26 protein-coding genes and 1 tRNA gene are annotated in these 24,811 nt (G+C 38.2%); 6 read left to right on the forward strand and 21 right to left on the reverse strand.

All coding sequences use genetic code 11. From position 1 onward, the window contains the following. Window positions 1-221: 221 nt before the first annotated feature. The 15 genes from J2Z81_RS12680 to J2Z81_RS12750 form a co-directional block, all read right to left on the reverse strand. Entirely contained in the window at window positions 222-836 is a 615-nt protein-coding gene (locus J2Z81_RS12680) for a flavin reductase family protein (RefSeq protein ID WP_226371481.1), read from the reverse strand. Between the two features lie 58 nt (window positions 837-894). After that, window positions 895-2,088, reverse strand: a complete 1,194-nt coding sequence (locus J2Z81_RS12685; protein ID WP_226371482.1) for a thiolase family protein — start codon at window positions 2,086-2,088, stop codon at window positions 895-897. Next, on the reverse strand, window positions 2,085-3,212 hold the full coding sequence (locus J2Z81_RS12690) for a muconate cycloisomerase family protein (RefSeq protein WP_226371483.1): 1,128 nt from the start codon (window positions 3,210-3,212) through the stop codon (window positions 2,085-2,087). The genes J2Z81_RS12685 and J2Z81_RS12690 overlap by 4 nt, the downstream gene beginning before the upstream one ends. Window positions 3,213-3,220: 8 nt before the next feature. Further along, window positions 3,221-3,880, reverse strand: coding sequence for a 3-oxoacid CoA-transferase subunit B (locus J2Z81_RS12695; protein WP_226371484.1), 660 nt, complete (start codon window positions 3,878-3,880; stop codon window positions 3,221-3,223). Beyond that, a complete protein-coding gene (locus J2Z81_RS12700) occupies window positions 3,877-4,563 on the reverse strand; it encodes a CoA transferase subunit A (protein WP_226371485.1) in 687 nt (228 codons plus the stop codon). Before J2Z81_RS12700 ends, J2Z81_RS12695 begins: the two co-directional genes overlap by 4 nt. A 13-nt stretch (window positions 4,564-4,576) precedes the next feature. Further along, complete coding sequence (locus J2Z81_RS12705) at window positions 4,577-5,296, reverse strand: carboxymuconolactone decarboxylase family protein (protein WP_226371486.1); 720 nt, start codon at window positions 5,294-5,296, stop codon at window positions 4,577-4,579. Between the two features lie 38 nt (window positions 5,297-5,334). Beyond that, window positions 5,335-6,192, reverse strand: coding sequence for an alpha/beta fold hydrolase (locus tag J2Z81_RS12710; RefSeq protein ID WP_226371487.1), 858 nt, complete (start codon window positions 6,190-6,192; stop codon window positions 5,335-5,337). An 88-nt stretch (window positions 6,193-6,280) separates the two neighbouring features. Beyond that, window positions 6,281-6,757 (reverse strand): flavin reductase family protein, encoded by a 477-nt coding sequence (locus J2Z81_RS12715; RefSeq protein ID WP_226371488.1) that lies wholly within the window; start codon window positions 6,755-6,757, stop codon window positions 6,281-6,283. 35 nt (window positions 6,758-6,792) lie between these two features. Next, window positions 6,793-7,569 carry a dioxygenase family protein gene (locus J2Z81_RS12720; RefSeq protein ID WP_226981354.1) on the reverse strand — a complete coding sequence of 259 codons (777 nt, stop codon included), beginning with the start codon at window positions 7,567-7,569 and terminating at the stop codon, window positions 6,793-6,795. 19 nt (window positions 7,570-7,588) lie between these two features. Continuing rightward, window positions 7,589-8,134, reverse strand: coding sequence for an FAD synthetase family protein (locus J2Z81_RS12725; protein ID WP_226371489.1), 546 nt, complete (start codon window positions 8,132-8,134; stop codon window positions 7,589-7,591). Window positions 8,135-8,165: 31 nt separating this feature from the next. Continuing rightward, window positions 8,166-9,701 carry a 4-hydroxyphenylacetate 3-hydroxylase N-terminal domain-containing protein gene (locus J2Z81_RS12730; protein ID WP_226371490.1) on the reverse strand — a complete coding sequence of 512 codons (1,536 nt, stop codon included), beginning with the start codon at window positions 9,699-9,701 and terminating at the stop codon, window positions 8,166-8,168. 131 nt (window positions 9,702-9,832) lie between these two features. Further along, window positions 9,833-10,690, reverse strand: a complete 858-nt coding sequence (locus J2Z81_RS12735) for a PucR family transcriptional regulator (RefSeq protein ID WP_226371491.1) — start codon at window positions 10,688-10,690, stop codon at window positions 9,833-9,835. Window positions 10,691-10,740: 50 nt separating this feature from the next. Next, window positions 10,741-11,625, reverse strand: a complete 885-nt coding sequence (locus J2Z81_RS12740) for a XylR N-terminal domain-containing protein (protein WP_226371492.1) — start codon at window positions 11,623-11,625, stop codon at window positions 10,741-10,743. Window positions 11,626-11,992: 367 nt separating this feature from the next. Then, a complete protein-coding gene (locus J2Z81_RS12745) occupies window positions 11,993-13,006 on the reverse strand; it encodes an NADP-dependent oxidoreductase (protein WP_390337632.1) in 1,014 nt (337 codons plus the stop codon). A gap of 141 nt (window positions 13,007-13,147) precedes the next feature. Then, window positions 13,148-13,822 carry an HAD family hydrolase gene (locus J2Z81_RS12750; RefSeq protein WP_029267202.1) on the reverse strand — a complete coding sequence of 225 codons (675 nt, stop codon included), beginning with the start codon at window positions 13,820-13,822 and terminating at the stop codon, window positions 13,148-13,150. A 167-nt stretch (window positions 13,823-13,989) separates the two neighbouring features. On the opposite strand from J2Z81_RS12750, the gene J2Z81_RS12755 reads away from it, so the two are divergent. Then, window positions 13,990-14,817 carry an alpha/beta fold hydrolase gene (locus tag J2Z81_RS12755; protein ID WP_319023840.1) on the forward strand — a complete coding sequence of 276 codons (828 nt, stop codon included), beginning with the start codon at window positions 13,990-13,992 and terminating at the stop codon, window positions 14,815-14,817. Between the two features lie 11 nt (window positions 14,818-14,828). On the opposite strand, the gene J2Z81_RS12760 is transcribed toward J2Z81_RS12755, so the two are convergent. The 5 genes from J2Z81_RS12760 to J2Z81_RS12780 all read right to left on the reverse strand — a co-directional run bounded on the left by J2Z81_RS12760 (window position 14,829) and on the right by J2Z81_RS12780 (window position 18,698). Continuing rightward, the gene (locus J2Z81_RS12760; protein ID WP_226371494.1) at window positions 14,829-15,500 is read right to left on the reverse strand and encodes a ribonuclease H family protein; all 672 of its coding nucleotides are present in this window, start codon (window positions 15,498-15,500) and stop codon (window positions 14,829-14,831) included. A 271-nt stretch (window positions 15,501-15,771) separates the two neighbouring features. Continuing rightward, entirely contained in the window at window positions 15,772-15,933 is a 162-nt protein-coding gene (locus J2Z81_RS12765; RefSeq protein ID WP_156947673.1) for a hypothetical protein, read from the reverse strand. A gap of 131 nt (window positions 15,934-16,064) precedes the next feature. Beyond that, window positions 16,065-16,661, reverse strand: a complete 597-nt coding sequence (locus J2Z81_RS12770) for a carboxymuconolactone decarboxylase family protein (RefSeq protein WP_029267213.1) — start codon at window positions 16,659-16,661, stop codon at window positions 16,065-16,067. 330 nt (window positions 16,662-16,991) lie between these two features. Next, entirely contained in the window at window positions 16,992-17,783 is a 792-nt protein-coding gene (locus J2Z81_RS12775; RefSeq protein WP_226371495.1) for an HAD family hydrolase, read from the reverse strand. 246 nt (window positions 17,784-18,029) lie between these two features. Continuing rightward, entirely contained in the window at window positions 18,030-18,698 is a 669-nt protein-coding gene (locus tag J2Z81_RS12780; protein ID WP_226981355.1) for an RlpA-like double-psi beta-barrel domain-containing protein, read from the reverse strand. A gap of 457 nt (window positions 18,699-19,155) precedes the next feature. Here J2Z81_RS12780 and J2Z81_RS12785 point away from each other — a divergent pair, with 457 nt between their 5' ends. Both J2Z81_RS12785 and J2Z81_RS12790 read left to right on the forward strand, forming a co-directional pair. Continuing rightward, complete coding sequence (locus tag J2Z81_RS12785; protein ID WP_226371496.1) at window positions 19,156-19,806, forward strand: Crp/Fnr family transcriptional regulator; 651 nt, start codon at window positions 19,156-19,158, stop codon at window positions 19,804-19,806. 88 nt (window positions 19,807-19,894) lie between these two features. After that, the gene (locus J2Z81_RS12790) at window positions 19,895-20,386 is read left to right on the forward strand and encodes an OsmC family protein (RefSeq protein ID WP_226371497.1); all 492 of its coding nucleotides are present in this window, start codon (window positions 19,895-19,897) and stop codon (window positions 20,384-20,386) included. Window positions 20,387-20,758: 372 nt separating this feature from the next. Here the strand turns inward: J2Z81_RS12790 and J2Z81_RS12795 are convergent. Next, window positions 20,759-20,831: transfer RNA gene (locus J2Z81_RS12795), tRNA-Val, on the reverse strand. A gap of 610 nt (window positions 20,832-21,441) precedes the next feature. On the opposite strand from J2Z81_RS12795, the gene J2Z81_RS12800 reads away from it, so the two are divergent. From J2Z81_RS12800 to J2Z81_RS12810, 3 genes are read left to right on the forward strand one after another with little or no spacing between them, the layout of a single operon-like run. Continuing rightward, window positions 21,442-22,590, forward strand: a complete 1,149-nt coding sequence (locus tag J2Z81_RS12800) for an acyl-CoA dehydrogenase family protein (protein WP_226371498.1) — start codon at window positions 21,442-21,444, stop codon at window positions 22,588-22,590. Between the two features lie 10 nt (window positions 22,591-22,600). Next, window positions 22,601-23,185, forward strand: coding sequence for a TetR/AcrR family transcriptional regulator (locus J2Z81_RS12805; RefSeq protein ID WP_226371499.1), 585 nt, complete (start codon window positions 22,601-22,603; stop codon window positions 23,183-23,185). 14 nt (window positions 23,186-23,199) lie between these two features. Then, window positions 23,200-24,705, forward strand: a complete 1,506-nt coding sequence (locus tag J2Z81_RS12810) for a class I adenylate-forming enzyme family protein (protein ID WP_226371500.1) — start codon at window positions 23,200-23,202, stop codon at window positions 24,703-24,705. Window positions 24,706-24,811 lie beyond the last annotated feature (106 nt).

Below are 24,811 nucleotides of genomic sequence, written 5' to 3' on the forward strand. Positions count from 1 at the left end.
AAGGCAAAATCACTTGATTCATGGTATAATGTTTAAACATAAGAGCACCTCCGGTGAGTAATGGTTTGGTCACTTTTATCTTACCAGAAGGTGCTTTTTTTGTTTACTAATTATTAGCAGAATAATTAATCATTTTAAAACCAAAGCAAAAAAGAATCCAGTATCTACTGAATTCTTTTTTCGCTATTTAGCCGAGTTTTGTCCCAGCCTCTTCTCAATTTCTATTTTGGTAATTTAAATGAACAACCTAGAGGAGCATAATTGCCAGCTAACCGTGCGAGAGGCTTCCAGTTTTCAATATTTATTCTATAATTTCCGCTATACGCAGATTCATCCACACAAACGCACTGGATTTGGCCGAGAACCATATGATCGGTTCCTACCTTAATAATCCGATCAAGTGCACATTCAAAAGCAATGGGTGACTCTTTCACGTAAGGAATTCCACTCTTTTGAGAGGACACAGGTGTTACACAGGCTTTTTCAAACTCATTTACAGAACTTTCGACATGTTTGGATGACTCATACATCTGATTCGCAAGTGCTTCAGGAACAACGTTAATAATAAACGTTTTCGTTTCACGAATATTCGTTAATGTATCCTTCACTGTCCCCGCTCTTTCCTTAGCCCCTCGCCCAATCGTAATAGATAGGGTAGGTGGCTGCCTGGAAGCAACTGTAAAAAAACTAAATGGTGCTAGATTCAACATACCTTCTTTGCTTTTTGTAGACACCCATGCAATTGGGCGCGGAACAACAGAACCGATCATAAGTTTATACATTTCCTGAACCCCGATAGCTTCTGGATAAAATGTATTTGCGTTTGTATTTGGCATATGTAATCCCCTCTCTACGATTCCGTTTACTAACTGGAAAATACATTGTTATAAACGATTAAACTTGCAAATTTTCTATAATTGTTGCTATTCCCATTCCGCCTGCAATGCATAATGTTACTAAACCATATTTCTTTCCGGTTCTTTCCAATTCATGAATTAATTTTGTAAAAAGAATCGCACCTGTTGCTCCTATTGGATGCCCCATGGCGATTGCTCCACCATTTGGATTTACCTTATCCATATCAAGCTCTAATTCTCTCACACATGCAAGGGACTGGGAAGCAAAGGCTTCATTTAATTCAACTACATCTAAATCATGGATCGATAAATTTGTTTGCTTTAGCGCTTTTAATGTCGCATGAACCGGACCCATCCCCATCAATTCTGGTGAGCATCCGGTTGAGGCTTGTGCGAGAATACGAACTTTTGGTTTATAGCCATATTTTAACGCTTCTTCTTCAGCCATGACAAGTAATGCTGCAGCTCCATCATTACGTCCACTAGCATTTCCTGCTGTGACTGTGCCATCTTTTTTAAAAACAGGCTTTAGTTTTGCTAGTTTTTCAAGACTTGTGTCTCTCGGATGCTCATCTTTTTTAAAAGTAATCGTATTTTTCCTAGTTTGAACGGTATAAGGTACAATTTCATTTTCGAAGGAACCATTAGCAATAGCTTGCTTAGCATTCTCTTGGCTTCTTAAGGCAAAAGCATCTTGCGCTTCTCTTGAAATTCCGTATTTTTCTGCAACATTCTCAGCGGTAATGCCCATATTTAAATTTCCATAATCCTCCTTAGGCTGGGAACCTGGCTGACTTGCGGTATTGGGATCTTTTAAAGTGACATTACCCGATGTTGTCCCAAAACGGATGTCATTTACATAATAGGGCGCTGTGCTCATCGATTCCGTTCCACCAGCAATAATGATTTTGCTTAATCCACAGGATATTTGCTGGGTAGCTGAGTTAACTACCTGAACACCGGATCCACACTGTCTATGCAGGGTATATGCAGGAATTTCGGCTGGTATCCCTGCTCGTAATTGAGCAACTCGAGCTATATTCGATGCATCTGCGCTTTGTTTTGCTTGACCTAATATTACTTCTTCAATAACTTGTTTATCGATGTCTGTCCGTCTGATCAGTTCCTCCACTACATGTGATCCAAGGAAATCCGCTGTCTCATTGCTTAGTGTCCCACCAAGCTTACCAATAGCTGTTCGAACCGCATCTACAATGACAACATGTTTCATGTCATCACCTTCCATGCTCTTGCATAATGTTTTACTTTTTCCTTGTCTATCTCCATTCCAAACCCAGGTCCGTCCGGAATGACAATTTCAAAGTTTTCATATTTTATCGGATTGGTAGTTATCTTATCTTTGAATAGAAGTGGTCCAAATAATTCCGTTCCAAATGTAAATCCTGGAATGGTCGCATAAAGATGTGCACATATCGCGGTACCAAGTGTCGATTCAATCATGGTCCCACCGTACAATCCAAGACCTGCACCTTCCGCAATCGCAGCTACTTTTTTCGTCTGTGTCATTCCACCAGCTTTACATACTTTCAAGGCAATGGAATTTCCTGCACGATACTTTGCGATTTGAAAAGCATCCTGGACCGTGTTAGCTGCTTCATCTGCCATAATAGGAACTTTAAACCGACTCGTGAGACGGCTCATCCCCTCCTGATCCCACGTTGGCAGTGGCTGTTCAATCATCGATACACCGCCATCCTCCAGCACTGCTATACAATCATTCGCTGTATACTCATCCCAAGCCTGGTTCACATCCACCGTTAACCGTGCTTGGTCACCAACTGCCTTTTGAATTTCGAGCACATGCTGTACATTCTGATATGGATCGCCCTTCCCAATTTTCAATTTAAAGATATTGTGCCGCCTTTGATGTAACATTTCCTGTGCTTCTTCAATATCCTTTCCTGTATCTCCGCTTGCCAAGGTCCAAGCGACAGGCAGAGAGGAATGGATTTGTCCACCAAACAACTCATAAGCAGGGACATTTTTTATTTTTGCAGCCAAATCGATGACCGCAGTTTCAACAAGCGCTTTGGCAAAATGGTTTCCTCGTACATGGAGGGAAACGTCGTGCATCACTTTGTCAAAGTGAACCGGGTTTTCACCAAGCAAATGTGGAGTTATATAGGTATCGACATTGACTTTTATAGCCTCTGGAGTGGATTCACCGTAGGACGCACCGCCGATCGTAGCTACCTCTCCCCATCCTTCTCTTCCTTCTTCATCAGTGATACAGGCAATCACAATTGTCTGCTCTACAATGGTATGCATCGCCAGTTGATGCGGGCGAATGGTCGGCAAATCTAATATATAGACATCAACAGAATGAATATTCATGGTGAAAGTTATCCCCTTTCTTCATGCATTTCGATAAAATCTGCTTCTGTTTTTTCTCTGACTTCTTCGATTGTTACACCTGGCATGAGTTCTACCAGTTGCATTTGTTTATCTGCAACTTTAAAAACGGCCAGTTCTGTAATAATCATATCCACACTTCTTGTCGAAGTAATAGGATACGTGCATTCCTTTAAAAGTTTACTCTTGCCATCTTTGGATGTATGACTCATCGTGACAATCACCTTTTTGGCACCAACCAATAAATCCATTGCACCGCCGACACCCATGATATTTTTTCCCGGTACTGCCCAGTTGGCAATGATTCCAGTTTGCTCTACTTGCAAAACACCTAAGACAGCAACATCGACATGTCCTCCGCGAATCATTGCAAACGAATCAGAACTATGAAAATAAGCTGCACCTACTGCTTCACCAACTGGCAATTTTCCCGCATTGACCAGATTCGGGTCCATATCCTCTTCTTCCACATCTGTGACGCCCAGCAGTCCATTTTCCGTATGCAGAAATATATTCTCATCCTGCAAATATTCTGGTATAAGTGTTGGAATACCAATCCCCAAATTAACGACACAAGGCCCTTTTAATTCTTTCGCAGCTCGAGCCGCGATTCGATGCTGCATTTCCTTTTTACTTAATTTGGTTTTCATGAATGAACCACTCCTTCCTTGGTTAAAATGTGCGCTGCCTTCACAATATGGTCAATATATAAATGCGGTGTGGCAATTGCTTCTGGATTTAACTCTCCAGGTTCGACAATTTCATCCACTTCAACAATAACCGTTTTTGCGGCTGAAGCCATTAATGGATTAAAGTTTCGAGCCGTTTTATAATAGACGACGTTTCCCAACGTATCGGCTTTATGCGCACGAATAAGTGCCACATCCGCTCGAATTGCCTTTTCAAATACATATCTCACTCCGTCGATTTCACGTTCTTCTTTCCCTTCAGCCAGTTTGGTGCCTACTCCTGTTGTCGTATAATAACCTCCCAACCCTGCTCCGCCCGCACGAAGCGATTCAGCTAACGTACCTTGCGGAAGTAATTGAAGATCGATTTCTCCCCGCTGATATTTATCTCCAACATCCCGGTTACTTGTAAAATAAGAGCCAATCCCTTTTTTAATTTTGTTTTGGTTTAGAAGAATGCCTAAACCTTTTCCAGATTCCCCCAAGTTATTACTGACGATCGTTAAATCGCTGACATCCCTCTTCGTTAAACCGTCAATTAACGTTAGTGGTGCACCGATAAGGCCAAATCCGCCAACAAGCACGGTATGACCCGACTTGACGCATGATAACGTTTCTTGCACATCCTGTTTTATTTTCGACATGGAACTCCCCCCTTCATTTATTAAGCTTCAATGAATCGCTCATTTCAAACCATGTCGGAATGCCTGCCGTTAAAATACAGATATACCCTACATCTGCAAGTTCAGCTTCCGATGCCCCGGCTTCTCTAGCTTTTTCCATCCAGCCTTGAGCCTCTTGTCCTTTTAATTCCGTTATATAATTTCCTACCATGTTTAAATGCTTTAATTTTGTGGATACGTTCCCATCTGTGAGAATTTTTTCTTCCACTTTCTGTTCATCGCCTGTTTCGATGAGGCTAAAAATTTCCTCAATAAAATGGATATCTTCCCCGTTCATCCACTCCCGGATCGTCTGCATCACTCCTTCGATTGTCTCAGGCGTTTTTGATGGTTGTTTTACCATGACGCCTTTTAGTTCCATCGCATAAGCAATAGCTTCTAATGATAGTTTCAAAGACTTTGAACCACCATACAGATAAGCAACGAGAAAATATTCAATCAGCTCTGGCACAGGGCATCCATAATCGATCGCGCCTTTGGTGTGGTACACCATACTTCGCGGATATAAGCGTGCAGCGTTCATGCTGGCAACAAGGACATCTTTCTCCTTTCTTGATAATGCACCGTCCTGCATAATTTCCCCGCGAATGCCTGTATAATGATCGAGTACACGGGGACTATAATCATGCATTTTCTGTACCCAGCCAGGTACTTCATCGTATACTTCTTTAAAATAAGCCAATCCTTCACTCATTGTTTAACCACCTTTATTCTTTATTTACGCTTGAATAGCTAGGATAGGGAACGACCTGATCCACTTATCTTTTTAAAAAAGTTTCGGATTGCATGGTTAATATCGTCCCTTTTTTCAAAGACCATCGTATAATGGTTACAGTCTGATATAACAGTTTCCAAATTTTTCGTGTATGTTTGTGTTTCTTGATAATCGCTTAAGTAAAACAGCGGTGGCATAGTACCAATTTTGCTTTCAGCATAAACCAATAGGACTGGGCAGGTAATCTGGGAACAAATTTCTTTTGGATGAAAAGTATAGAAACTCTCAAAGTCTGCAAGAATACGAGATTCTGTTGATTTATTTTCCCAGTGATCGCCTACCTGCATGACTTCATACGCAACTGTATTTTCCATCGTATCGTTCCAGGCAATACCCAAATTTTGATAAATCCCTTTGATTTCGTCGATATATTGTTCTTTAGAGTCATAGGTTTTACTTAATCTTCCCAAAGATGGTTTCACAATCGCCTGCTGGTGACCTGTCATCTTTGCCGCTCCATCTAATAAAATCACCGCTTGTACACTATCTAATTTACTTGCGACAATCGCTGATATAAAGGCGCCCATGGAATGTCCGAGCAGCATTGGACGTTCGATTTTTAGTTCTTTTATTAACCCCAAAATATCTTCTGCGTGTTTAAAGATAGATGGTTCTCGGTCAGTTTCATCACTATTGCCCCGCCCTCGCAGGTCAACGGCAATAAAACGATACTCGCCTTTAAATTGTTCAGCATAATAATGCATGTTTTTATGTGTTCCGGTTAAACCATGAATCGCAATAATTGGCCCTTTTTCCCCAGGATAGTCTACAATTTGGATGTTTTTTCCATTAATGTTCTTTTTATAATAATTCATCTTCTCACCTCTTCCGGGATTGAATAAAGCTGTCTCGTATAAGAGCGTGATGCACGACCTTTTGAGACAGCCTCCTATTTATACATTACTATTTCGAATATTCTAGTTGTCTGTAGTTTCCATATTTACCCTGATAAAATGCCAGTGGACTACCATCTCTTAAAGCGATTTCAAACACTTTACCAATAAATAACGTGTGATCCCCCACTACATAAGAGTCATATACATCACACACAACATTCGCTAAAGCATCACGAACAATTGGCACGTTGTGAACAAGGTCAAATTCAATACCTTCTTCTTTTGTCTTTTGTCCAGCAAAGTGCATCGAAATATCTTGCTGTTCTTCTCCAAGCATGCTCACTGCAAATTGACCAGATTTTTTAATCTTCTCAAGCATATTAGCTTTGTTATCAATCGAAATGGTAATTAACTTTGGGTCTAACGATACAGACATAAATGCATTTGCTGTCATCCCATGTACGTCTTTTCCAACTTTTGTTGTAATGACTGTAACTCCTGTTGCAAATTTTCCCATTGTATTTCGAAAGACTCGATCATCCATGGTTATATTCTCCTTTCTACTATTGTTTATTGTTATTACTCCGTCCGCAATACGAAATCTAAAGATGCTTCCTTATGATCACCAACTTGCTTGAGACCAGTGAGTAAGGAGGATCTAACTCCATTGGCAACATCTGTTTCTAACCATTCATCACCTTGGAAGAAAACTTGCGTAATTAATGTTTCATGCCCCTCTTTTTCAAGCATCAAGTGAAGATGGGCAGGTCGATAAGCGTGATATCCCGCCGCACTTACAAATTCACCAGTTGGTCCGTCTGTTGGAATTTGATACGGGATCGGTACAATCGAATGTACTTCAAAATCTCCATTCTCATCTGTATAAAAATGACCTCTTAAGTTAAAGTCAGGTGCATCAGAATCAAAATTCGAATATAAACCATCTGCATCATTCTGCCAAAATTCGACTTTGGTATTTGCTAACTTTTGACCATTTACTGAGCTGACATTACCGCGGAAGATGAGTTTTTCTCCCTTTTCTTTATCAACTGGACGCATTGACATCACCGCTGGCTTATCTTCTATTAGCGGAGACCCTTCCGTGAAATAAGGTCCTAATAGCGATGGTTCAGTTCCAGGTAATTTTTTATATTTTGCTTCTAAAACATACGTTTCTACAAATACATCCAGAAATAATGGAATTTCCCCGCTCCGACCTAATCGGTCAGCCCACTCAACAAAATTTGTGTATTCTTCATGATTGAGCTGCTGCTCATCCAAAAACTTCTTCATGTGTTTTACAAAACTTTCATACACTTCCAACACACGTTCATTTTTTACAACTGCTTCTGCCATTATCAATTCCTCCTAATTCTTATTTTATTTTCTCAAGCTTATTTCTGCCTAAGAGATGATAAGCTTGAAACCAATCATTTTTATGAATTAAATTTCTAATCCTTGTCGAAGAAATCGTCTCGCCTTTATCACATGTTACAAAGGGTAGCGTACATGTGTTGAAATACTCAGATAATAAATGTACGTTTCCACTTTTTCCTTTTCCAAAATGAAAATCTTTTCCTACCCAAATCTCCTGTGTTCCTATGTCTTCTAGTTCATCGATAAACGCATAAACAGAACGTGCAGCATAGCTATCATTAAAATTTGCTACAATAATATAGTCAATTCCAAGTTCTTTGATAATCTTGATTTTTTCCTCTACAGATGTAAGCATGATATGATTTTGAAAATGGGCACGCGGAGGAGGATTAAATGTATATACAACGGAAGGAATGTTTAACCTTCGCGCTCTCTCTGCTGCTTTGGTAATTAATGCCTGATGCCCGCGATGCATTCCATCAAATGCTCCGATCGATACAATAGAAGCCTCTAATGTTAGTTCATTCTCCTGAAAGACGTTCACTTGTAACTCCTCCTCTTAGTGCATGTAATGATTACTTAAAATAACTGACATCATCTGGATTAATCCATGTTTTATTAACCCATCCATCTAAGTCATAGTCAGCCATACATTGATCTGCGAATGCCTCTAATTCAGCTGCTTGTCCTGTATCATTTGCTGTAACAAGATTCTCTAAGCGGATGTTTTCATGGTTTCCAGAGTAATTTCGCTCATATAATTCATGTCGCCCGCCATACTCTGTGCCAATCGCATCCCACAGCAATTTAATAAGCTTAATCTTCTCGAGTGATGTAATGTCATTAGAACCACGATACAAACGATCAATTAATGGTCTTAGCTCAGGATTCTTAAAATCACGAGAACTTGATGGTTGTACAATTAAGTTTCCTGCAACAACGTTTTCAATAATTTCTTTAATCTTTGGCCAGCCTTCTGACATAAATACGCGGTAAGATAATCCATAGTTTAGATTAGGGACCACCGTTCCCTTTGGACCTTTATCAGGATTTAAAGCCATGGAATCACTCATTGCCCAGAACATGTTTTTCCAAGCAATCACCTCCCCGACATTAGACTGAACACCTCTAAATTTGTTCGTCCCGTTTGTTTGTACTGCCTTAATTAATAGTCCGGAAATAAAGTCAAGTTTCACTGCTAATCGAGTAACACCATGAAATGTGAATCGCTGCAAAAACCCACTCTCTGGAAAGAAGTTATTTGCTTTATCTACATCTCTATAAATTAAAATGTTTTCCCATGGAATTAGTGCTCTCTCGAAAATAAGAACGGCATCATTTTCATCAAAGCGACTGCTTAACGGGTAATCGAATGGACTTCCCATCACAGAAGCTTGCATTTCATAGGATTGACGGCAAATCATTTTAACGCCTGGTGTATCCATTGGTGCGATGAAAGCCAGTGCCATTTCTTCTGATCCAACAGGCACAGCTCCGTATTGAGCAACAAAGTTATAGTTCGTTAATGCTGAACCTGTTGCCACCATTTTCATTCCGCTTATAATGACACCTTCATCCGTTTCTTCTTCGGCTCTGATAAATACGTCTTTAACTGCCTCCAATGGCTTATTTCGATCTACTGGTGGGTTGATAATAGCGTGATTAAAAAACCAGTTTTTCTCTTGTGCTTCCTTATACCACTTTCTAGCGTTATCAGCATACTCCCCGTAATAATCTGGGTCGGCACCTAAAGTAGCTAGAAAAGAAGCTTTATAATCGGGAGATCTACCCATTTGTCCGTAAGTTAATTTCGCCCACTCCGCGATCGCATTTCTCGAATGCAGAAGATCTGCCGATGTTTTATCATATTGAAAGAACTTATGTGTATAGCCGCCATTTCCTGTATCTGTTGGAGTAGTGATAATATCTTTTGTTTTTTCGTCATGTAACGCATCATATTGCATCGCTATGGAACGAGCAGCGTTTCGAAAAGCAGGATGTGTTGTAACATCATTCACTCTTTCACCATGCAGCCACACTTCTCGATTATCTCTTAAACTTTCCAAGTACTCTTTTCCGGTTAACGGTCTTTTTGTTTTTGTTTCAATCATGGATAAATCCTCCTTGAGAGTTCATAGAATTGAAGCGGTTCCAAAATCTATTAATCATACAGAACCATCAAAGAAAATTTATCTTAGAGCATTAGAAAAGCCTGCAATACTCCATTGCAGGCTTTTCTATTTCATGAAAAAATATTCGATTTATTTACTTTCAATGCAAAATGAATCCGAATGGCCAGCTGATACTTAAATCGTTCATTCCCTGTTTTCAAATCAGTACCACACAGCTTTTCAATTCGTTCCATGCGATAACGTAGTCCTGAGATCGACAAATGTAAATCATCCGAAGTTTGTTGCAGGTTACCATTATTATCCAAATACACCTTCAATGTATGCAAGAAGTTTGTTTCATAATTACGATCATACGCTACTAACTCACCAATTGCGTTATGGTAAAAACTGATCAGCTCTTTTTGATCCGTTCCTTTTAATAAAAGCATAAACGGTTCCAGTTCTTCAAAAAAGGATACACAACTATCATCCGGATGAGCTAATTGTAAAAATTCATTGATTTGACGACTATCCTGATAACTATTGATTAAAGATGCAATGTCCTTTGCCTCTCTTCCCACACCAATATGGACAAGAATTGATTTAAAATCTTCTTGGAGCATTTTTTTAAATTCTGAACAAAAGTTCCCAGTATCTCCCCCATCTTCTTCTGTAGCAATAATAACAATATACGAGTCTTTCGAGAAAATATCTTTGTTTGGATAAAGCGAGATAAGATATTGCAATATTTCTGTTTGCTTTTGTTCGGAGTGAATTCTTAATGTTATCACCCGATTTATACCATTTGGATCAAAATGAAACAAATGAGATACCCTTTTATAAGAATCCAATTTTTCAGTTTTGAGCATATCTTCAAATAAGTCCTCTTTCTTCTTCCATAAAGAACGTGTTAATTTCCATTGATGAAATAACTGTATCGAAAATATTCCTAACGCCTTTTTTATAATTAACTCTTCTTTCATGCTCATTTTTTCATTTCCCAAAACAACCATACGCCCAAGATTAATGTTGTTTGCCCTTACTTGATATGTTTGGATATTTTTTTGTCTTCTTCCAGATAATTAAATTTGTCTGTCCAATTATAGTAAGCATCTTTATGTTCCTCACAAACGAAAACGCTTTCAATTTCCTTTTTATAATAATCGATAATAATACTTCTTTTTAAAGTGTTTGCAATAAATCCGATCGTTTCAGTCAATCCCTTGTCCTCAAGAAAAACATTCGTTAATTCCTCTTGTATCTTATCAGACGCTATAATATTTTGATTCATTGTTTCAAGTTCATTATATAAATGATCTAATTCATTCGCTAATGAATCTGCTTTGTAGTATCGATCATAAGCTTGGTGCACTTTTTCACAATGTTCTTTTGTTTTGGCGATAAAAGAACAATGAGCATCCCCTTTAGCTACACATTTTTCTTCATGGGCTAAAACGTCTTTTCCAAAAACCTTTGTTAAATACCCACTTGCGAACCCCTCAAGTATCCAGCAAACAGCTTCATTTGTGGAACCATAATGATGCTGATGCTCTTCAGCTTCAAATGAATTTTTCCAGTAACCACTAAAATACAGAGTAGAATCATCGACTTCTAACCGGTCTGCCTCCACTTTGACTAAACCCTGTGCCGTATGAAGGGAAGGACCGGCAAGCAACAACTCCTCCAACGACTTTCTATTTGTTTTAGATAAAATACTCTCAGCCGCTTTTTCCCCGCAAGCCCAACCATATCTTAACAAAAAACCTTTCGCCCTTTCCTTTCCCAATGTAGAGATTAAATCCCTGCGCAATACTCCCAGAGCTTCAACAGAAAACATAGCGACTCTTTCTTCATTCATGGTTATCATGGCGGTTTGAGGATTTATTCTTACCATATTATCGAAAACTAATTGATGCGTATTCATTTTTTTCTCCTCCATCTTTTGTTTATTGGTCGTTACCAGCCAAAAAGACTTCTGACTTACGGAGTTATTTGCATGAATGAAATATTTCAATCTATTTGCCTATCCTGATGATAGATACATAGATTCAGCTCTATCACACCCTTTTCGCATTTCCTCTAAGGTGTAAATCAACTATTATCACTTCACGCTTTACAGTAATATAAATATACAAAAAATCCTTGCCATTTACCAATTTTAACAATTTTCTATTAATTATTGTACCACAATTAATGTTCGTTATTTTTATTGTTATTTGCAAAAAGCTACAGTATATAAAAAAAGCGTACCTCTTAACCCCAAGAGGTACGACCAATTCCATTTATCTCAATTACTCACCATCTACAACTTTAACCAACTGTTTTCCAATATTTTCACCGGAAAATAAACCTAGAAAAGCTTCTGGGATGGAATGAAAGCCTTCTTTAATTGTTTCTTCAAATTTCAGATCTCCATTAGCTACAGCTTCACTAAGGAATGCATATGCCTCATGAAAATGATCTGCAAAATCTCCAACGATAAATCCTTGCATTTTAGCGCGGGCTTTGATTAGAAACGGTTGCATACGTAATCCTATATCCGCTTCTCCTTCTTTTAAGTTATAAGATGAGATTGCACCGCACACAGGCACACGAGCAAACGTATTTAATAGCGGCCACACAGCATCTGAAATATTCCCGCCAACATTTTCATAATATACATCAATTCCGTTTGGACATGCTTCTTTTAATTGACCTGCAAGATTTCCCTTTTTATATTCCACCGCAACATCATAACCAAGGGTTTCCGTAATGTATGCCGCCTTTTCTTTAGAACCTACAATCCCAATAACACGTGCCCCTACTTTCTTCGCCAATTGACCTGCAATTTGCCCAACAGCTCCAGCTGCACCAGAAACTACAACGGTTTCGCCTTCTTTTGGCTCACCGATATGCATCATGCCAAAGTATGCAGTAAGCCCCGGCATTCCAAGTACACTAAGTGCAGTACGAGGGCTTAAGCCACCCGTTTCTACCTTGCTAATTTGCGTGGTATTTGTCACCTGATATTCTTGAAAGGGAAGGTTTCCTCGAACAATATCACCCTTTTTAAAATGGTCATGATTTGACTTTATCACTTGTGCAACGACACCGCCTGTCAATGGTTCACCAACCTGGAAAGGTTCTACATAGGAAGGACCATCCGACATTCTGCCGCGCATATATGGATCTACCGACACGTAAAGCGTTTTTAATAAAATTTCTTCATCCTTTGGTTCAGGAATTTCAATCTCCCGAAACTGAAATGTCTCTTTCGTAGGCATCCCATTTGGGCGCTTCTGTAAAATAAGTTGTTCTTGCTTCATGTACATATCCTCCAATCCTTCAATTTCTATCATTCATATCAAAAAATAGCTTCCATTAATAGTTATCCTATCTTAAATCTACTACATACAAAAATAGTTTGAATCCTTCTAAGCGATACAAACTATTTTTAACATCAATTCTTATAGCAATACAGGCCAGTTATTTTCATTTGCAATTGCCTTCATATTGTTATTCGGATTCACCACAATCGGATGTTTCGCAAATTCAAATAACGGGATATCACTTTCACTATCTGCATATGCCCAGATCTCCTTTGCTTCATCGTCTGTGATTTCACCATTTCTTTTCGCATTTGCGATCCATTCCCGTACCTTTTTCACCTTTTCTTGTCCATTAATCACCGTTCCAACATCCGTGCATATGTCCTGCTCGTTAAAATATAATTCCGTGCTGATCACATGAACATCAAGACCTGCATCTCTAATAAAGATGTTCAAAAAAGGAGTTAATGCACCAGATAAAACAATAATCGAATCACCCTTATTCTGGTGCTCTTTGATTTTTACTACGAGATCCTGGTTTACTTCACGAATACCTATATTCACTAATCTCTGGAAAAATCCATTCAATTCCTGTCTTGTTTTTCCACGAAAAGCCTTCGCAAACGATCTAAAAAATTGTTTACGAAATGCATTCTTACCTTTCGTAACACCTAAACCTGTTGCACGGACCAATCCACCTGAAACAACAGCCCATTGCATAGGCGAAAATTCCTTCCTCGCCACCCTTACCATAACTTTGAATGAGCTTCCCCTAAAAAGCGTTCCATCAAAATCAACTGTAACAACCGCCACTCCTATCACCTCTACTATAATTGTAGACAAAATAGAAGCAAAAGTAAATTTTAGGGACTGTCCCCCGCTAATCTAAAGTGGTAAAGTTTAAGGTGAGGCGTACCTCATATTCTGTTTTGTTCACGCAAATACTATAGTAATACTATTTTCTGATTGGTGATGATAAGGTGAAAAAGAATGCATATACGAAAACGATGATTACGCTTGCTGGGGCGAAGGTTTATTGTGAATACTTCCTAAACGAAAAACCGCCGATTCTATTGCTCCATGGATTCGTTTCATCTACCTATACATTTAATCGTTTGATTCCTTTATTACAAAAGAATTTCTCCGTGATAGCCATTGATCTAATAGGGTTCGGGCGAAGCGAGAAATCAACAACTTTTATTTATTCTTATGCAAATTATGCAAGGCTGGTTGCTGAATGCATTGACTATTTCCAGCTTAAAAACGTTACAATTGCTGGGCATTCCATGGGTGGTCAGATTGCTTTATATACTACTAGAATAATCCCTCAAAAAATAAATAAATTAATCCTTTTAGCCAGTTCATCTTACTTGGGGAAAGTGCGTAAATCACTCATTTACAGCTCTTATTTACCATTATTTCATTTAATTGCTAAACGTAAAATACAAAAGCAAGGCGTGAAACAAACCTTAACAAATGCCCTTTATGATCCATCATTCATTACATCCGAATTACTAGAAGAATACGGAAGACCACTAGAAGAAGGAAACTTTTACAAATCACTTGTCCGATTGCTGCGCCACCGGGAAGGTGACTTAAAGCCTGAGCAACTTCAAACAATCCATACGCCTGCTTTATTAATTTGGGGAGAGAAAGACAATGTTGTACCGCTTCATGTTGGACGCCGCCTGGTTAAAGATTTACCAAACGCTAAATTAATAACGTATGAAAAAGCTGGTCATTTAATAACAGAAGAAAGGCCAAAAGAGATTTATGAGCAAATTCTTTCCTTTGTACTAAAAACTTAGAGGGGCAGTCATCAAAACCCCTCTCCATTTTTTATCTCACGCTTACTAAAAATTTCAATCCCGCTTAAGGCCTGAGACGCTAGTTGATCTGCTTCCTTGTTCTTTTTTCTTGAAACTACTTCAAATGTTGCATCAAGACCTAACTCCGCAAATTTATTTTCAATTCGATCAGCCCAGTTTGATAAAGCCTCCTCATAGCAAGGCCACTCCCCTGCTAACTGATTGATAACAACTTGAGAGTCCCCTGCAAATTCAACCGTGATATGATGGGCACCCAAATGTTCCAATTCCTTTACACCTAGATGCAACGCTGCATATTCGGCTTCATTATTCGTTTCTAGCTCATCAACAGCAGCATTTTTGCGAAGCCGATAAACTTTTCCATTTTGTTCATAATAAATGGCGCATCCTAATCCGGCCTTTCCAGTTTCCAAATTAAAACCGCCATCAAAATAAACCATGATATTGTGCGGTTCTGCTTCAATTTCCTCCAGTTGCTTTCTTAATTCCTTCAAATTCCACGTATTTTCATGACGATCGATGAACGTAATCGTCTTCACGCGCCCTGTTTTTTCAAGATCTTCGGCAATTAATAATGCCTTCTTAGCAGGCATGTCCTCTGAACTGAAGCCCGTATCCGTTCCTTTTGGTGTTCGATACACTAATTCCATTCTTACGTACAAATCAATTCCCCCCTAAATAGATACGTTTTTCACTAAAATAATCTCCCTTTCATACTACCTATTATCCCAAAAAATACGATTCTAAATCTGTTGTTCTACTTTTGTAAATGGTAAATACCTATTTAGTCGTGTGAAATAGATAAATAAAAAATGCATCAACTCAAAAGACCACCTCCCATTTATAAAAATGTGGGTGGTCTAAAACAATTGAATTCAAGCTTGCAAGTTCATTGATTTTTTGTAAGGATTTTTGAAGCTATCGAATCATTCGTTATTTCATTTGTATCGAGATACCATAAACACATTCATGTATGGAATTTACGATGGAATCAAACCCTTTTTCTTGTAAGTAAACTTTCACTTTTTCCGATGAAATTCGTTCGTGAAGCGGTGGTTCCATTTCGAATTCAGCAGCTTCCCAGTCCAGGGTCATCAAAAAAATCTCTTTTATTTGATAAATAAGATAAGTGCTTCATACGAATTATTTCTTACAGTATTTTACCATTTTATTATTAACAGATGTACGTTATCTCATGTTACTTAAAATCTACGCAACCATAACTCTTATTGATATTCAATGACAGGTCGTTTACTTAGTGTTGAGATAATTCCATGCACAATTGAAGTTGGTAAAAAGATGATAAGACTAACTATCATCTTAACTTCATAAGAGATAGAAGTTTTTTTGATGGGTTTTCCTTTTAGACGGCTTTTAAAAGCACTTAATGCAGTGCCGTAAATATTTCCAGCCATAATCATACGTATTGCAGCTAATATTCCTAATGATCTTTCCGTGCCATATGTTTTAAGAAGCTCATTCCATGAATCGATCGACGGGTTACCCCTTGTGTCAGCATAATGTTGTGCAAAATAAATTGCTTTTAATTCATCATCTGGTATCCCATCTGTAGTTCCCGTTAACAAACCTTGTATTTCTTGATTGTCCATTCCCTGCTCCAGCGCAATTTTCGTATGTGCATAAGTACAGACTTCACATCCGTTTACTTCGGTAACAGCTAACATAATTCGCTCAATAAAGTGTGCATCCAGCATGTTGGACTTCTTATTCTTTCTTAAATATTTCAAGGTCCTTAAAGCCTTATAAAGAGCAGTGTAAAACTCCTTAACTGAATATATTTTTTTATAAAATTCCTGCGCCATGCCCATCTCCTCCAATATCGCATATACCAAATTGTAAGTTAGCAGAATGATCGTTTGGCGATTGATGCATTCTTCACAAGTTAAATACCCTCTTAGGTATTAAAGCATTTTTATATATTATACGATTAAAATGAAAACTTTGCAATGAAAGAGGGAGTAATTTGATGCAAAATGGCCTTAGAAGCCATGAATCGGATCGTGGGCGTTGTAGATGACATAGCAGCAAGCAATTCCGAAAACACAAATAAATGAAAGGAATATAAAATCTCCAATAATGCATAGAAAAGAGAATGCCCCATAAGGTTTAACCCTTATGAGACACTTTTCTTTTCACCTCTGGTTCACTTTTTCAATCAAGGCTAAAAGCTCTTGCAATTGAGTGATTCTAAAGGTAGGAGCTACGTCGGTTTTCTCCTTTTGCTCCCGATTAATCCAGACAGAGTCTATTCCTGCAAGCGATGCACCTAAGATATCTGTATTTAGATTATCCCCTACCATCAAAGCCTCGTCCTTTTCAACAGAAAGCAGTTTTAATGCATGTTCAAAAATAGACGGATCTGGTTTTCCTTTTCCAAATGCCCCGGAGATCACGATATGTTCAAAATATGGTGCTAATTCGGGTGTGAGTTCAAGCTTGGTTTGTTGCAGATCGGGAGAACCATTGGTAAGCAGCAACAGTTTGTACTTCCCTTTCAACTGATCTAACACAGCAAAAGCATCATCATATACAAATGGACTCTCCTTACGCCTAGTTGGAAACGTCTCCGCAAGCACATATCCAAATTCGGGATCGTCGATGCCAAGATCCTTTAAACCTCTTGTCCAAGCTTCTTTACGATATGTTGGTGCAATTTTTTTCAATTGGTGAAAAGAATCACCTTCATCTAAAAAATTCCCCCAAAGTCCCTCAAAAGGATTAATACCAATCATCTGCGTAAAATCATATGTATCATAGGAAGCGTATAACGTCCTCGCATTTCTCCTGACACGCTCTTCTAATTTTACCGGATCAACTGCATACCTTGTTTCGGCAATGTTGCAGGTTGATTTAAACGCTTCGGCAATACTTTTTTTATCCCATAGAAGAGTGTCATCCAAATCAAACATGATCGCTTTAAGCATTTACTATTCCCCCATTTTTTGATTCTCATTTGTTATCCCTTAAGTATATTGCTTCTATAAGACTTTAGGAAAACGATGACTTATTGAAGGGCTTTGTATTTATTCATCCTTTTCCTTCATCTCCATTCGCAATTTAGATAATATTCTATCATACTATTTTATCGATAGGGTACTGAATCCAAAACAGACGTAACTGAAAAGAACGATACATCACCTATATGTAAGTGAAATGCATCGTTCTTAGATTTAAACTTCTTTTAATTCCATTGTAATCATTCGATCTGTTTCTGTGTCATAAACAACTGTTCCTCTAACTGTAATATTTTCCTGTGTTGATTGTAATGCATAATCATAAATTTCCCGCATTCTTGTAGAGGATACATTCGTTTTTTCAACTACCTCAGACGATAATACGCTATAATTTGGATATGCAGCCTGCACAACTTTTGATAGATAATCTCTCCACTTTTCTTGCTCAAGCTCAGGGGAAGGGGTAATTTCAACACGAATGATACCTACACTCGGACTTGCTCCCAATGCTTCAAAAGCCCTCCGGTGAAGATTGATTTTATTTGACGGATAGCCAGGAACTTTATCCACAACTGTTACCATTACCTCTCTTTGTCCTGGCATCGAAAGGTTTTTCACTTTAAGTGTTTGCCCACATTGATACGAAGAGTTGACACCTACAGCGGCTGTCATATATAGATTAGACGACCAAGGAATCCCGCATTGTGTGACTGCACCTCCCTCTGTCCATGTAGCTTCCCCCGACACGGATTGCTGGCGTTGGTCGTAGTAAGCCGGATTGGGAAAGCTTCTGTAGGAATCGATGGGGTGATCATATGGATTAACTTGATAAGGATAATTCGCAAATTTGGTTGCATTAGGCATGTAAGGGTAATAGGAATACATACTTTTTCCTCCTGTCTTTATATGTCTCTGTTAACATATGGCTAGGAAGGGTTGACCTGTGACAGAAGCTGAATCATATTTTTGTAACAAATTACATGCGATAACAAGATTTTAATCACCATAGTAATTGCTGTAATCGGCACATTCATTGGAATAAATACTCGAAAACTTGTTTAAAAAAAGGAATAGCTGTATGCTCTAAAAATCTTCCGTCTATTTTTCACCTGCTCGGTCGAACTCACAAACATCCCGGTTATGCTACGTCTTTGTATCCAACCATTCGACATTTACCACTTATCATTTGGTGACTTTTGGAACATCCTTTATATTAGTAGTCGAAAGTAGAGTTGGTATCTTTATCCCGCATCTAACTGAAATATCCCCCCCAGGTTATGAGATAACACCAAGAAAGACAAGTGGGGATGGTCTAAATAACAAAAAATTTAGGAGTGTAGTAATGATCGATCGTAATCCATTGCAACCATCACGTGTTATTCATTTATTTGATCAATATCGCATTGATGCATGGAAAACACAAAACAAATACACCTATCAAAAAGGGGAGCAAGTGACATATCCACATAAATTAATAAATGACATCTATTTAATTATCGAAGGCGATGTGCGCATCTTTCATATCCATCAAGATGGAAAAGAGTGTGTGTTGGGCATACTAACAGCTGGTGATTTTATTGATTTACCTAGCGTTTTTACAGAGCAAGAAAGTGATGCATATTCCATTGCATTAACAACAGTTACTGTAGTGAAGGTTTCCAAAAAAGAAATCATAGAAGAAGTAACCAGTACACCGGAGTTATCTTATGCATTATTACATCACTTTTCCAATCAATTACGAGAAGTTGTTTTTATTTTGGAGCAAGTGGCATATGACAAAGTGGAAGAACGGTTAGTGTACATCTTGGAGAAATTAATAGATCCGACGAATGAAAGAGAAGGATGGTATCCACTTCCACCTTATCTTACCCATAAAGACATTGCGGGAATGATTGCATCTACACGAGAAACAGTTACTTTTTTAATTAATAAACTCGTGCAAAATGGAATCCTTCGCAATGATCAACAACGACTCTGGTTTAAAAAAGTGTAGACAATGTAAGCTATCTTACATACAACTCAAACCCCCAAGGGTATGATATAGCTAGTAAGATAAATTCAGCTTTTGGAGGGAATAATACATGAATGGTATTAATTTTGATGCAGTGGAACAGACAGCAAAGGCAATTTCAGAAGATCGCTCATTAAAAATGAGAAATTGGAAAGCACAAATCAAATGGGAATCAGGTGTTGTGAATAAATTACACATTCGCGATTTTGATCCGATTACGATGGACGAGCCTGCACCTTTAGGTGGGACAGATACTGGTGCGAACCCTGTAGAAATGTTGATTGGAACTGCAGGAAGCTGTTTTGCAATCACATTTGAAGTGTTAGCGTCTCAACAAGGTATTACATTAGACGATGTCGTTGTTGATGTAGAAGGTGACCTAAATGCAGCTGTATTTTTAGGTATTGAAGAAGGGGATGGCGGCATTCTCGATCCAATTATCACATTAAAAGCAACGACATCTGCTCCAAAGGAACAAGTAGAAGAAATAGCAAAAGTAGCCTTACAAAAATCACCAGTTCTTGCAAGCATGAAAACAGAATTACGCTTAGAGATTGTCTGATTTAAAAATTTAGGGTCAGCCCGCACGCAAGGGGCTAACCCTAAAAACTGTTTACAATATCCGTGCTTTCCCTTTATAACTAAAAAGATCCAGTCTAGTTTTGAATGTTTACTTGTTGCTATATTTCTAATAACTCAATATTTTGCTTACGAAAAAAATATTTACTATTTGAAAACACTATCCACAATCCAAGGGTTCCGCTTCCATATGGATTGGAATGGGTGTAACTATGAGGAAACGTATGAAGTGGAAATTGTTACGGTCAATGCAAATTTTAATATAGGTAATATAGTCATAAATTGGCTTTCACCAAAAATAAAGCAAAAGCGCCCCCCCCTTGATAAACAAAGGATTAGCGCCTTACCTAGAGAATGATTCCGATTGGGCTCGAACCAACGACCTCATGCCTGTCAAGCATGCGCTCTCCCAGCTGAGCTACGGAATCGTAATATAAAATACAATCGATATGTCACTCACACAATATGTATTATACATATAATGGCCTAACCTTGCAAGAAATATTTTCAGGAAATACATGCTCCCGCTTTTCCTGCAAAATGTGAAGCAGCATGAAAAATGGACAAGCCACTTCGCCTTTTCGATTTAATCCATTCCCCTAACTGTACCCAAACTTGTTAGCAATTTCAGCAGCCTTCTCTCATTCTATCAACTAAACCTACTACTCTATTCACACATAATCCTCTAGTCATATATGAACCATAATTAAATCAAACGAAATCACTCCCATTTGCTAGAGGCTAATTGTTCACAGACTTTCCAGCTCACACCCCTTTTGCTCCACCCTTCCTTTTTAAAACCCCCACAAAGTAATTTTAAACAATCATTTAATTTTTGAATTTATGTTCAAATAAATCTTGCTATTTTGATTTGTCTAAAGTAAAATAGCAAGCAAGTATCCATTTTCAGAAAATTTAAGCATCCATCTTTTCATGAAGTGTTTCTAAAAATTGTTTAATTTACTTCATCAAAAGTACATCCAATAGATTCATACACATCCTTTAAAAAACTGTACATTGCCTGTAAGGAGGAAGAAAATGAGTGCTTCTTTTTTAACAGAGGATCATGAAATGTTTCGAATGTCGCTTAGGAAAATGCTGGAGAAACATGCATATCCATATTACAAGAAGTGGGAGAATGATCGTCAAATTTCAAGAGACATTTGGTTAAAACTCGGGGAAAGTGGTTTTTTGCTGTCATGGGTTGACGAGAAATATGGTGGATTAGGGTTGGATTTTTCTTATTCGATGGTACTTATTGAAGAGTTAGAAAAGGTCGGGGCTGGTTTAGCCAGCGGAATTTGTTTGCACTGCGATATTGTAACCCCTTACATTAATGCCTATGGTACCGAAGCCCCAAAAAAGAAATGGCTTTCTAAAAGTGTAACAGGGGATTTTATTTCTGCGGTTGCAATGACAGAGCCTGGTGTTGGGTCTGATTTAGCAAGTGTGAAGACAACAGCAAAACGAGAGGATGATTACTACATTTTAAATGGCGAAAAAACATTTATCACAAATGGACATCATGCCGATTATGTGATCGTCGTTTGTAAAACAGATCCGCAGGCTGTACCTGCACATCGGGGCATTAGTTTACTTGTTATTGAAGATGGAATGGAAGGATTTAGTCGCGGTGCGCAGTTAAATAAAATAGGGATGCATAGTGGTGATACCGGAGAACTTATTTTTGAAGATGTAAAAGTTCCCGCCGAAAACCTGCTTGGTGAAGAAGGAAAAGGATTCTATTATTTAATGGATCAATTGCAGCAAGAGCGTCTGGTGGTTGCACTTCAAGTTCAGGTGGAAGCAGAAGTAATGCTAAAGTTAACGGTGGATTATGTAAAAGAACGGAAAGCTTTTGGAAGCAGGATAGCGGATTTTCAAAACACGCAATTTAAAATTGCGGAAATGGCGACTGAAATTGATTTAGGCAGAAATTATATAAACACATTAACAGAGAAGCATTTGCAGGGTGAAGAAATCGTTAAGGAGGTATCAATGGCTAAATGGTGGATTAGTGAAATGGCAAAGCGAGTTGCAGCAGAATGTATGCAATTACACGGTGGTTATGGATATATGGAAGAGTATGAGATTGCCCGTCGCTATCGGGATATTCCAGTGACAAGTATTTATGCTGGAACAACCGAAATTATGAAAAATATCATTGCAAAAAAGATACTGAACTAGGGGTAGGCATATGAAGCTGTCAGAGAAAAAGTCATTGAAGAAAAAGGAACAAATTTTATTGTCTGCGGTCAAAATCGTGAATAGACATGGGTATGATGGTGCTACGATGGAGGAAATTGCGGCAGAGTTACTGATGACAAAAGGATCTCTTTATTATTATTTTAAAAATAAAGGGGATTTAATGTATCAATGTCATAACCTTATTCTCTCAAAAGCAATTGATGAGCTAAAAGAGCATATCAATGAGGAAGATAGTGCAGAGGAAATGCTGCGTAATATGATTATAACCCATATTGATTTTGCAATCGAGGAACAAGAGACATTTAACTTAATCACTAGACCATATCATACGTTTAATAAAGAACAATTACAAGAAGTATTAAAACTCCGTAAAAACTATTCTGGATTGTTTGATCAAGTAATTGAAAAAGGTTTATCTTCCAAAGCGTTTAAGATAAAAGAACCAATTATTGCGAGAATGTTTATGCTCGGGTCAATGAACTGGATACAACAATGGTATAATCCGGACGGCCGACTAAGCAAGAAAGAGTTGCAAAAAATATTTGGGGATTACATGATTAAACTTTTAAAATAAAGGGGTTGGAAGACGTGTTTGTAACTAAAAACCTGGAGGAATGGGCAAAAAAACAACCAGAAAAAGTCTATACAATCTATCAAGGACGGAAATGGACATATGGGGAGTTTTTTTACAAGGTGAAACGAGTTGCTGCCTATTTTCAGCAGAAAGGATATCAAAAGGACGATGTAATAGCTTTGTATGCACTCAATTCAGATCTGTTTCTTGCCTGCTACTATGGAATTCAATTGGGCGGATTTTCTGTTATGCCTGTGAATACAAAACTAGCTGCTCCAGAAGTAGAGTATATCTTTTCACATTCTGAAGCGAAAGCATTGGTTTATGACGTGCGACTGGAAGAAACGGTGAATCAAACGAATCACACTTTTCAGGACGTCCTAACAATAGGCGGTAATGATACACTTGATCAAATCATCAATGATGAGACACTTGAATATACACCGACAAAGTTAGAAGCTGAAGATATTGGTGTTGTCATGTATACCTCCGGAACAACCGGAAAGCCCAAAGGGGTTATGCTGACACATCAAAATATAAAAGCAGTAGGAATGATTTGGTCAGAAGCAATGGATATTACCAATGATGACCGGATGCTAGTATCCACCCCGCTCTTTCATTGTGCTGCCAGTCATGTTTTTGTCGTCCCTGTCACCTATAAAGGTGGAACGATTATCATTGAAGAAAATTTTTCTCCGACAGGGACAATTCAAACGCTTCAAAATGCAAGTCCAACCATGTTTTTTGGAGTTCCTGCCATGTATAGTTTCCTTTTAAATTTACCGAATATTAAAAACGTAAAATTGCCGACACTTCGCCTTTTCGGTTATGGAGCGGCACCTATGCCATATGAATTAATAAAGCAATTAAAAAACATATTTCCAGATGTAAAAATCCAGAATTTATATGGACAGACGGAAAATTCACCTGCAGCAACAACGTTGAAAGATCATTTTACGCTTGAAAAAATTGGCTCCGTTGGTGAATCTTTGCCCCAAACGGAAGTACTTGTCGTTGATGAGCACGGCAAATCTGTACCCACAGGTGAGATCGGTGAAATCATCGTCAAAGGACCACAAGTGATGAAAGGGTATTTAAAAGATGAGGAGGCAACGCACCAAGCAATTAAAGATGGATGGCTGTACAGTGGCGACCTTGGTAGACTTGATAAAGATGGCCTCCTGTATATTGTAGATCGAAGAAAAGATATGATCATTCGCGGTGGCGAAAATGTATATCCGGTTGAGATAGAAGAAGTATTGTATCAAATACCTGAATTGTTAGAAGTGGCGGTTGTCGGGGTTCCTCACGAAATATACGGAGAAGTACCAAAGACATTTGCTGTTGTGAAAGAAGGAAAAACGATTTCCGAACAAGTAATTATTGATTATTGCAACATGCATCTTGCCGCGTATAAAGTTCCAATGGAAGTAGAAATCATGAATGAATTACCACGTAACGCATCTGGAAAAGTGTTAAAACATACATTGCGATCCAATGATAAAAATCGTATTGGTTAAATAATGGGTTCGTGTTCAAAAAGTTGTCTAATAACCCACATTATTCAGATTCAATGATGTTAAAACATCCAAATAAGCATATATTCTTTACATCAAAATAGACAAC

Origin of the sequence: Virgibacillus alimentarius (genome assembly GCF_017874635.1) — a bacterium.
In the GTDB taxonomy this organism is placed as follows: domain Bacteria; phylum Bacillota; class Bacilli; order Bacillales; family Amphibacillaceae; genus Virgibacillus_B; species Virgibacillus_B alimentarius.

Excerpts from the sequence above, each read along its gene's own strand:
- J2Z81_RS12680 (WP_226371481.1), bottom strand. The coding sequence starts at position 836 with ATGCCAAATACAAACGCAAATACATTTTATCCAGAAGCTATCGGGGTT.
- J2Z81_RS12690 (WP_226371483.1), bottom strand. The coding sequence starts at position 3,212 with ATGAATATTCATTCTGTTGATGTCTATATATTAGATTTGCCGACCATT.
- J2Z81_RS12695 (WP_226371484.1), bottom strand. The coding sequence starts at position 3,880 with ATGAAAACCAAATTAAGTAAAAAGGAAATGCAGCATCGAATCGCGGCT.
- J2Z81_RS12685 (WP_226371482.1), bottom strand. The coding sequence starts at position 2,088 with ATGAAACATGTTGTCATTGTAGATGCGGTTCGAACAGCTATTGGTAAG.
- J2Z81_RS12720 (WP_226981354.1), bottom strand. The coding sequence starts at position 7,569 with ATGGCAGAAGCAGTTGTAAAAAATGAACGTGTGTTGGAAGTGTATGAA.
- J2Z81_RS12790 (WP_226371497.1), top strand. The coding sequence starts at position 19,895 with ATGAATGGTATTAATTTTGATGCAGTGGAACAGACAGCAAAGGCAATT.
- J2Z81_RS12800 (WP_226371498.1), top strand. The coding sequence starts at position 21,442 with ATGAGTGCTTCTTTTTTAACAGAGGATCATGAAATGTTTCGAATGTCG.
- J2Z81_RS12775 (WP_226371495.1), bottom strand. The coding sequence starts at position 17,783 with ATGCTTAAAGCGATCATGTTTGATTTGGATGACACTCTTCTATGGGAT.
- J2Z81_RS12705 (WP_226371486.1), bottom strand. The coding sequence starts at position 5,296 with ATGAGTGAAGGATTGGCTTATTTTAAAGAAGTATACGATGAAGTACCT.
- J2Z81_RS12700 (WP_226371485.1), bottom strand. The coding sequence starts at position 4,563 with ATGTCGAAAATAAAACAGGATGTGCAAGAAACGTTATCATGCGTCAAG.
- J2Z81_RS12805 (WP_226371499.1), top strand. The coding sequence starts at position 22,601 with ATGAAGCTGTCAGAGAAAAAGTCATTGAAGAAAAAGGAACAAATTTTA.
- J2Z81_RS12710 (WP_226371487.1), bottom strand. The coding sequence starts at position 6,192 with ATGAATTATTATAAAAAGAACATTAATGGAAAAAACATCCAAATTGTA.
- J2Z81_RS12765 (WP_156947673.1), bottom strand. The coding sequence starts at position 15,933 with ATGACCCTGGACTGGGAAGCTGCTGAATTCGAAATGGAACCACCGCTT.
- J2Z81_RS12735 (WP_226371491.1), bottom strand. The coding sequence starts at position 10,690 with ATGAGCATGAAAGAAGAGTTAATTATAAAAAAGGCGTTAGGAATATTT.
- J2Z81_RS12780 (WP_226981355.1), bottom strand. The coding sequence starts at position 18,698 with ATGTATTCCTATTACCCTTACATGCCTAATGCAACCAAATTTGCGAAT.
- J2Z81_RS12740 (WP_226371492.1), bottom strand. The coding sequence starts at position 11,625 with ATGAATACGCATCAATTAGTTTTCGATAATATGGTAAGAATAAATCCT.
- J2Z81_RS12715 (WP_226371488.1), bottom strand. The coding sequence starts at position 6,757 with ATGGATGATCGAGTCTTTCGAAATACAATGGGAAAATTTGCAACAGGA.
- J2Z81_RS12745 (WP_390337632.1), bottom strand. The coding sequence starts at position 13,006 with ATGAAGCAAGAACAACTTATTTTACAGAAGCGCCCAAATGGGATGCCT.
- J2Z81_RS12730 (WP_226371490.1), bottom strand. The coding sequence starts at position 9,701 with ATGATTGAAACAAAAACAAAAAGACCGTTAACCGGAAAAGAGTACTTG.
- J2Z81_RS12770 (WP_029267213.1), bottom strand. The coding sequence starts at position 16,661 with ATGGCGCAGGAATTTTATAAAAAAATATATTCAGTTAAGGAGTTTTAC.
- J2Z81_RS12785 (WP_226371496.1), top strand. The coding sequence starts at position 19,156 with ATGATCGATCGTAATCCATTGCAACCATCACGTGTTATTCATTTATTT.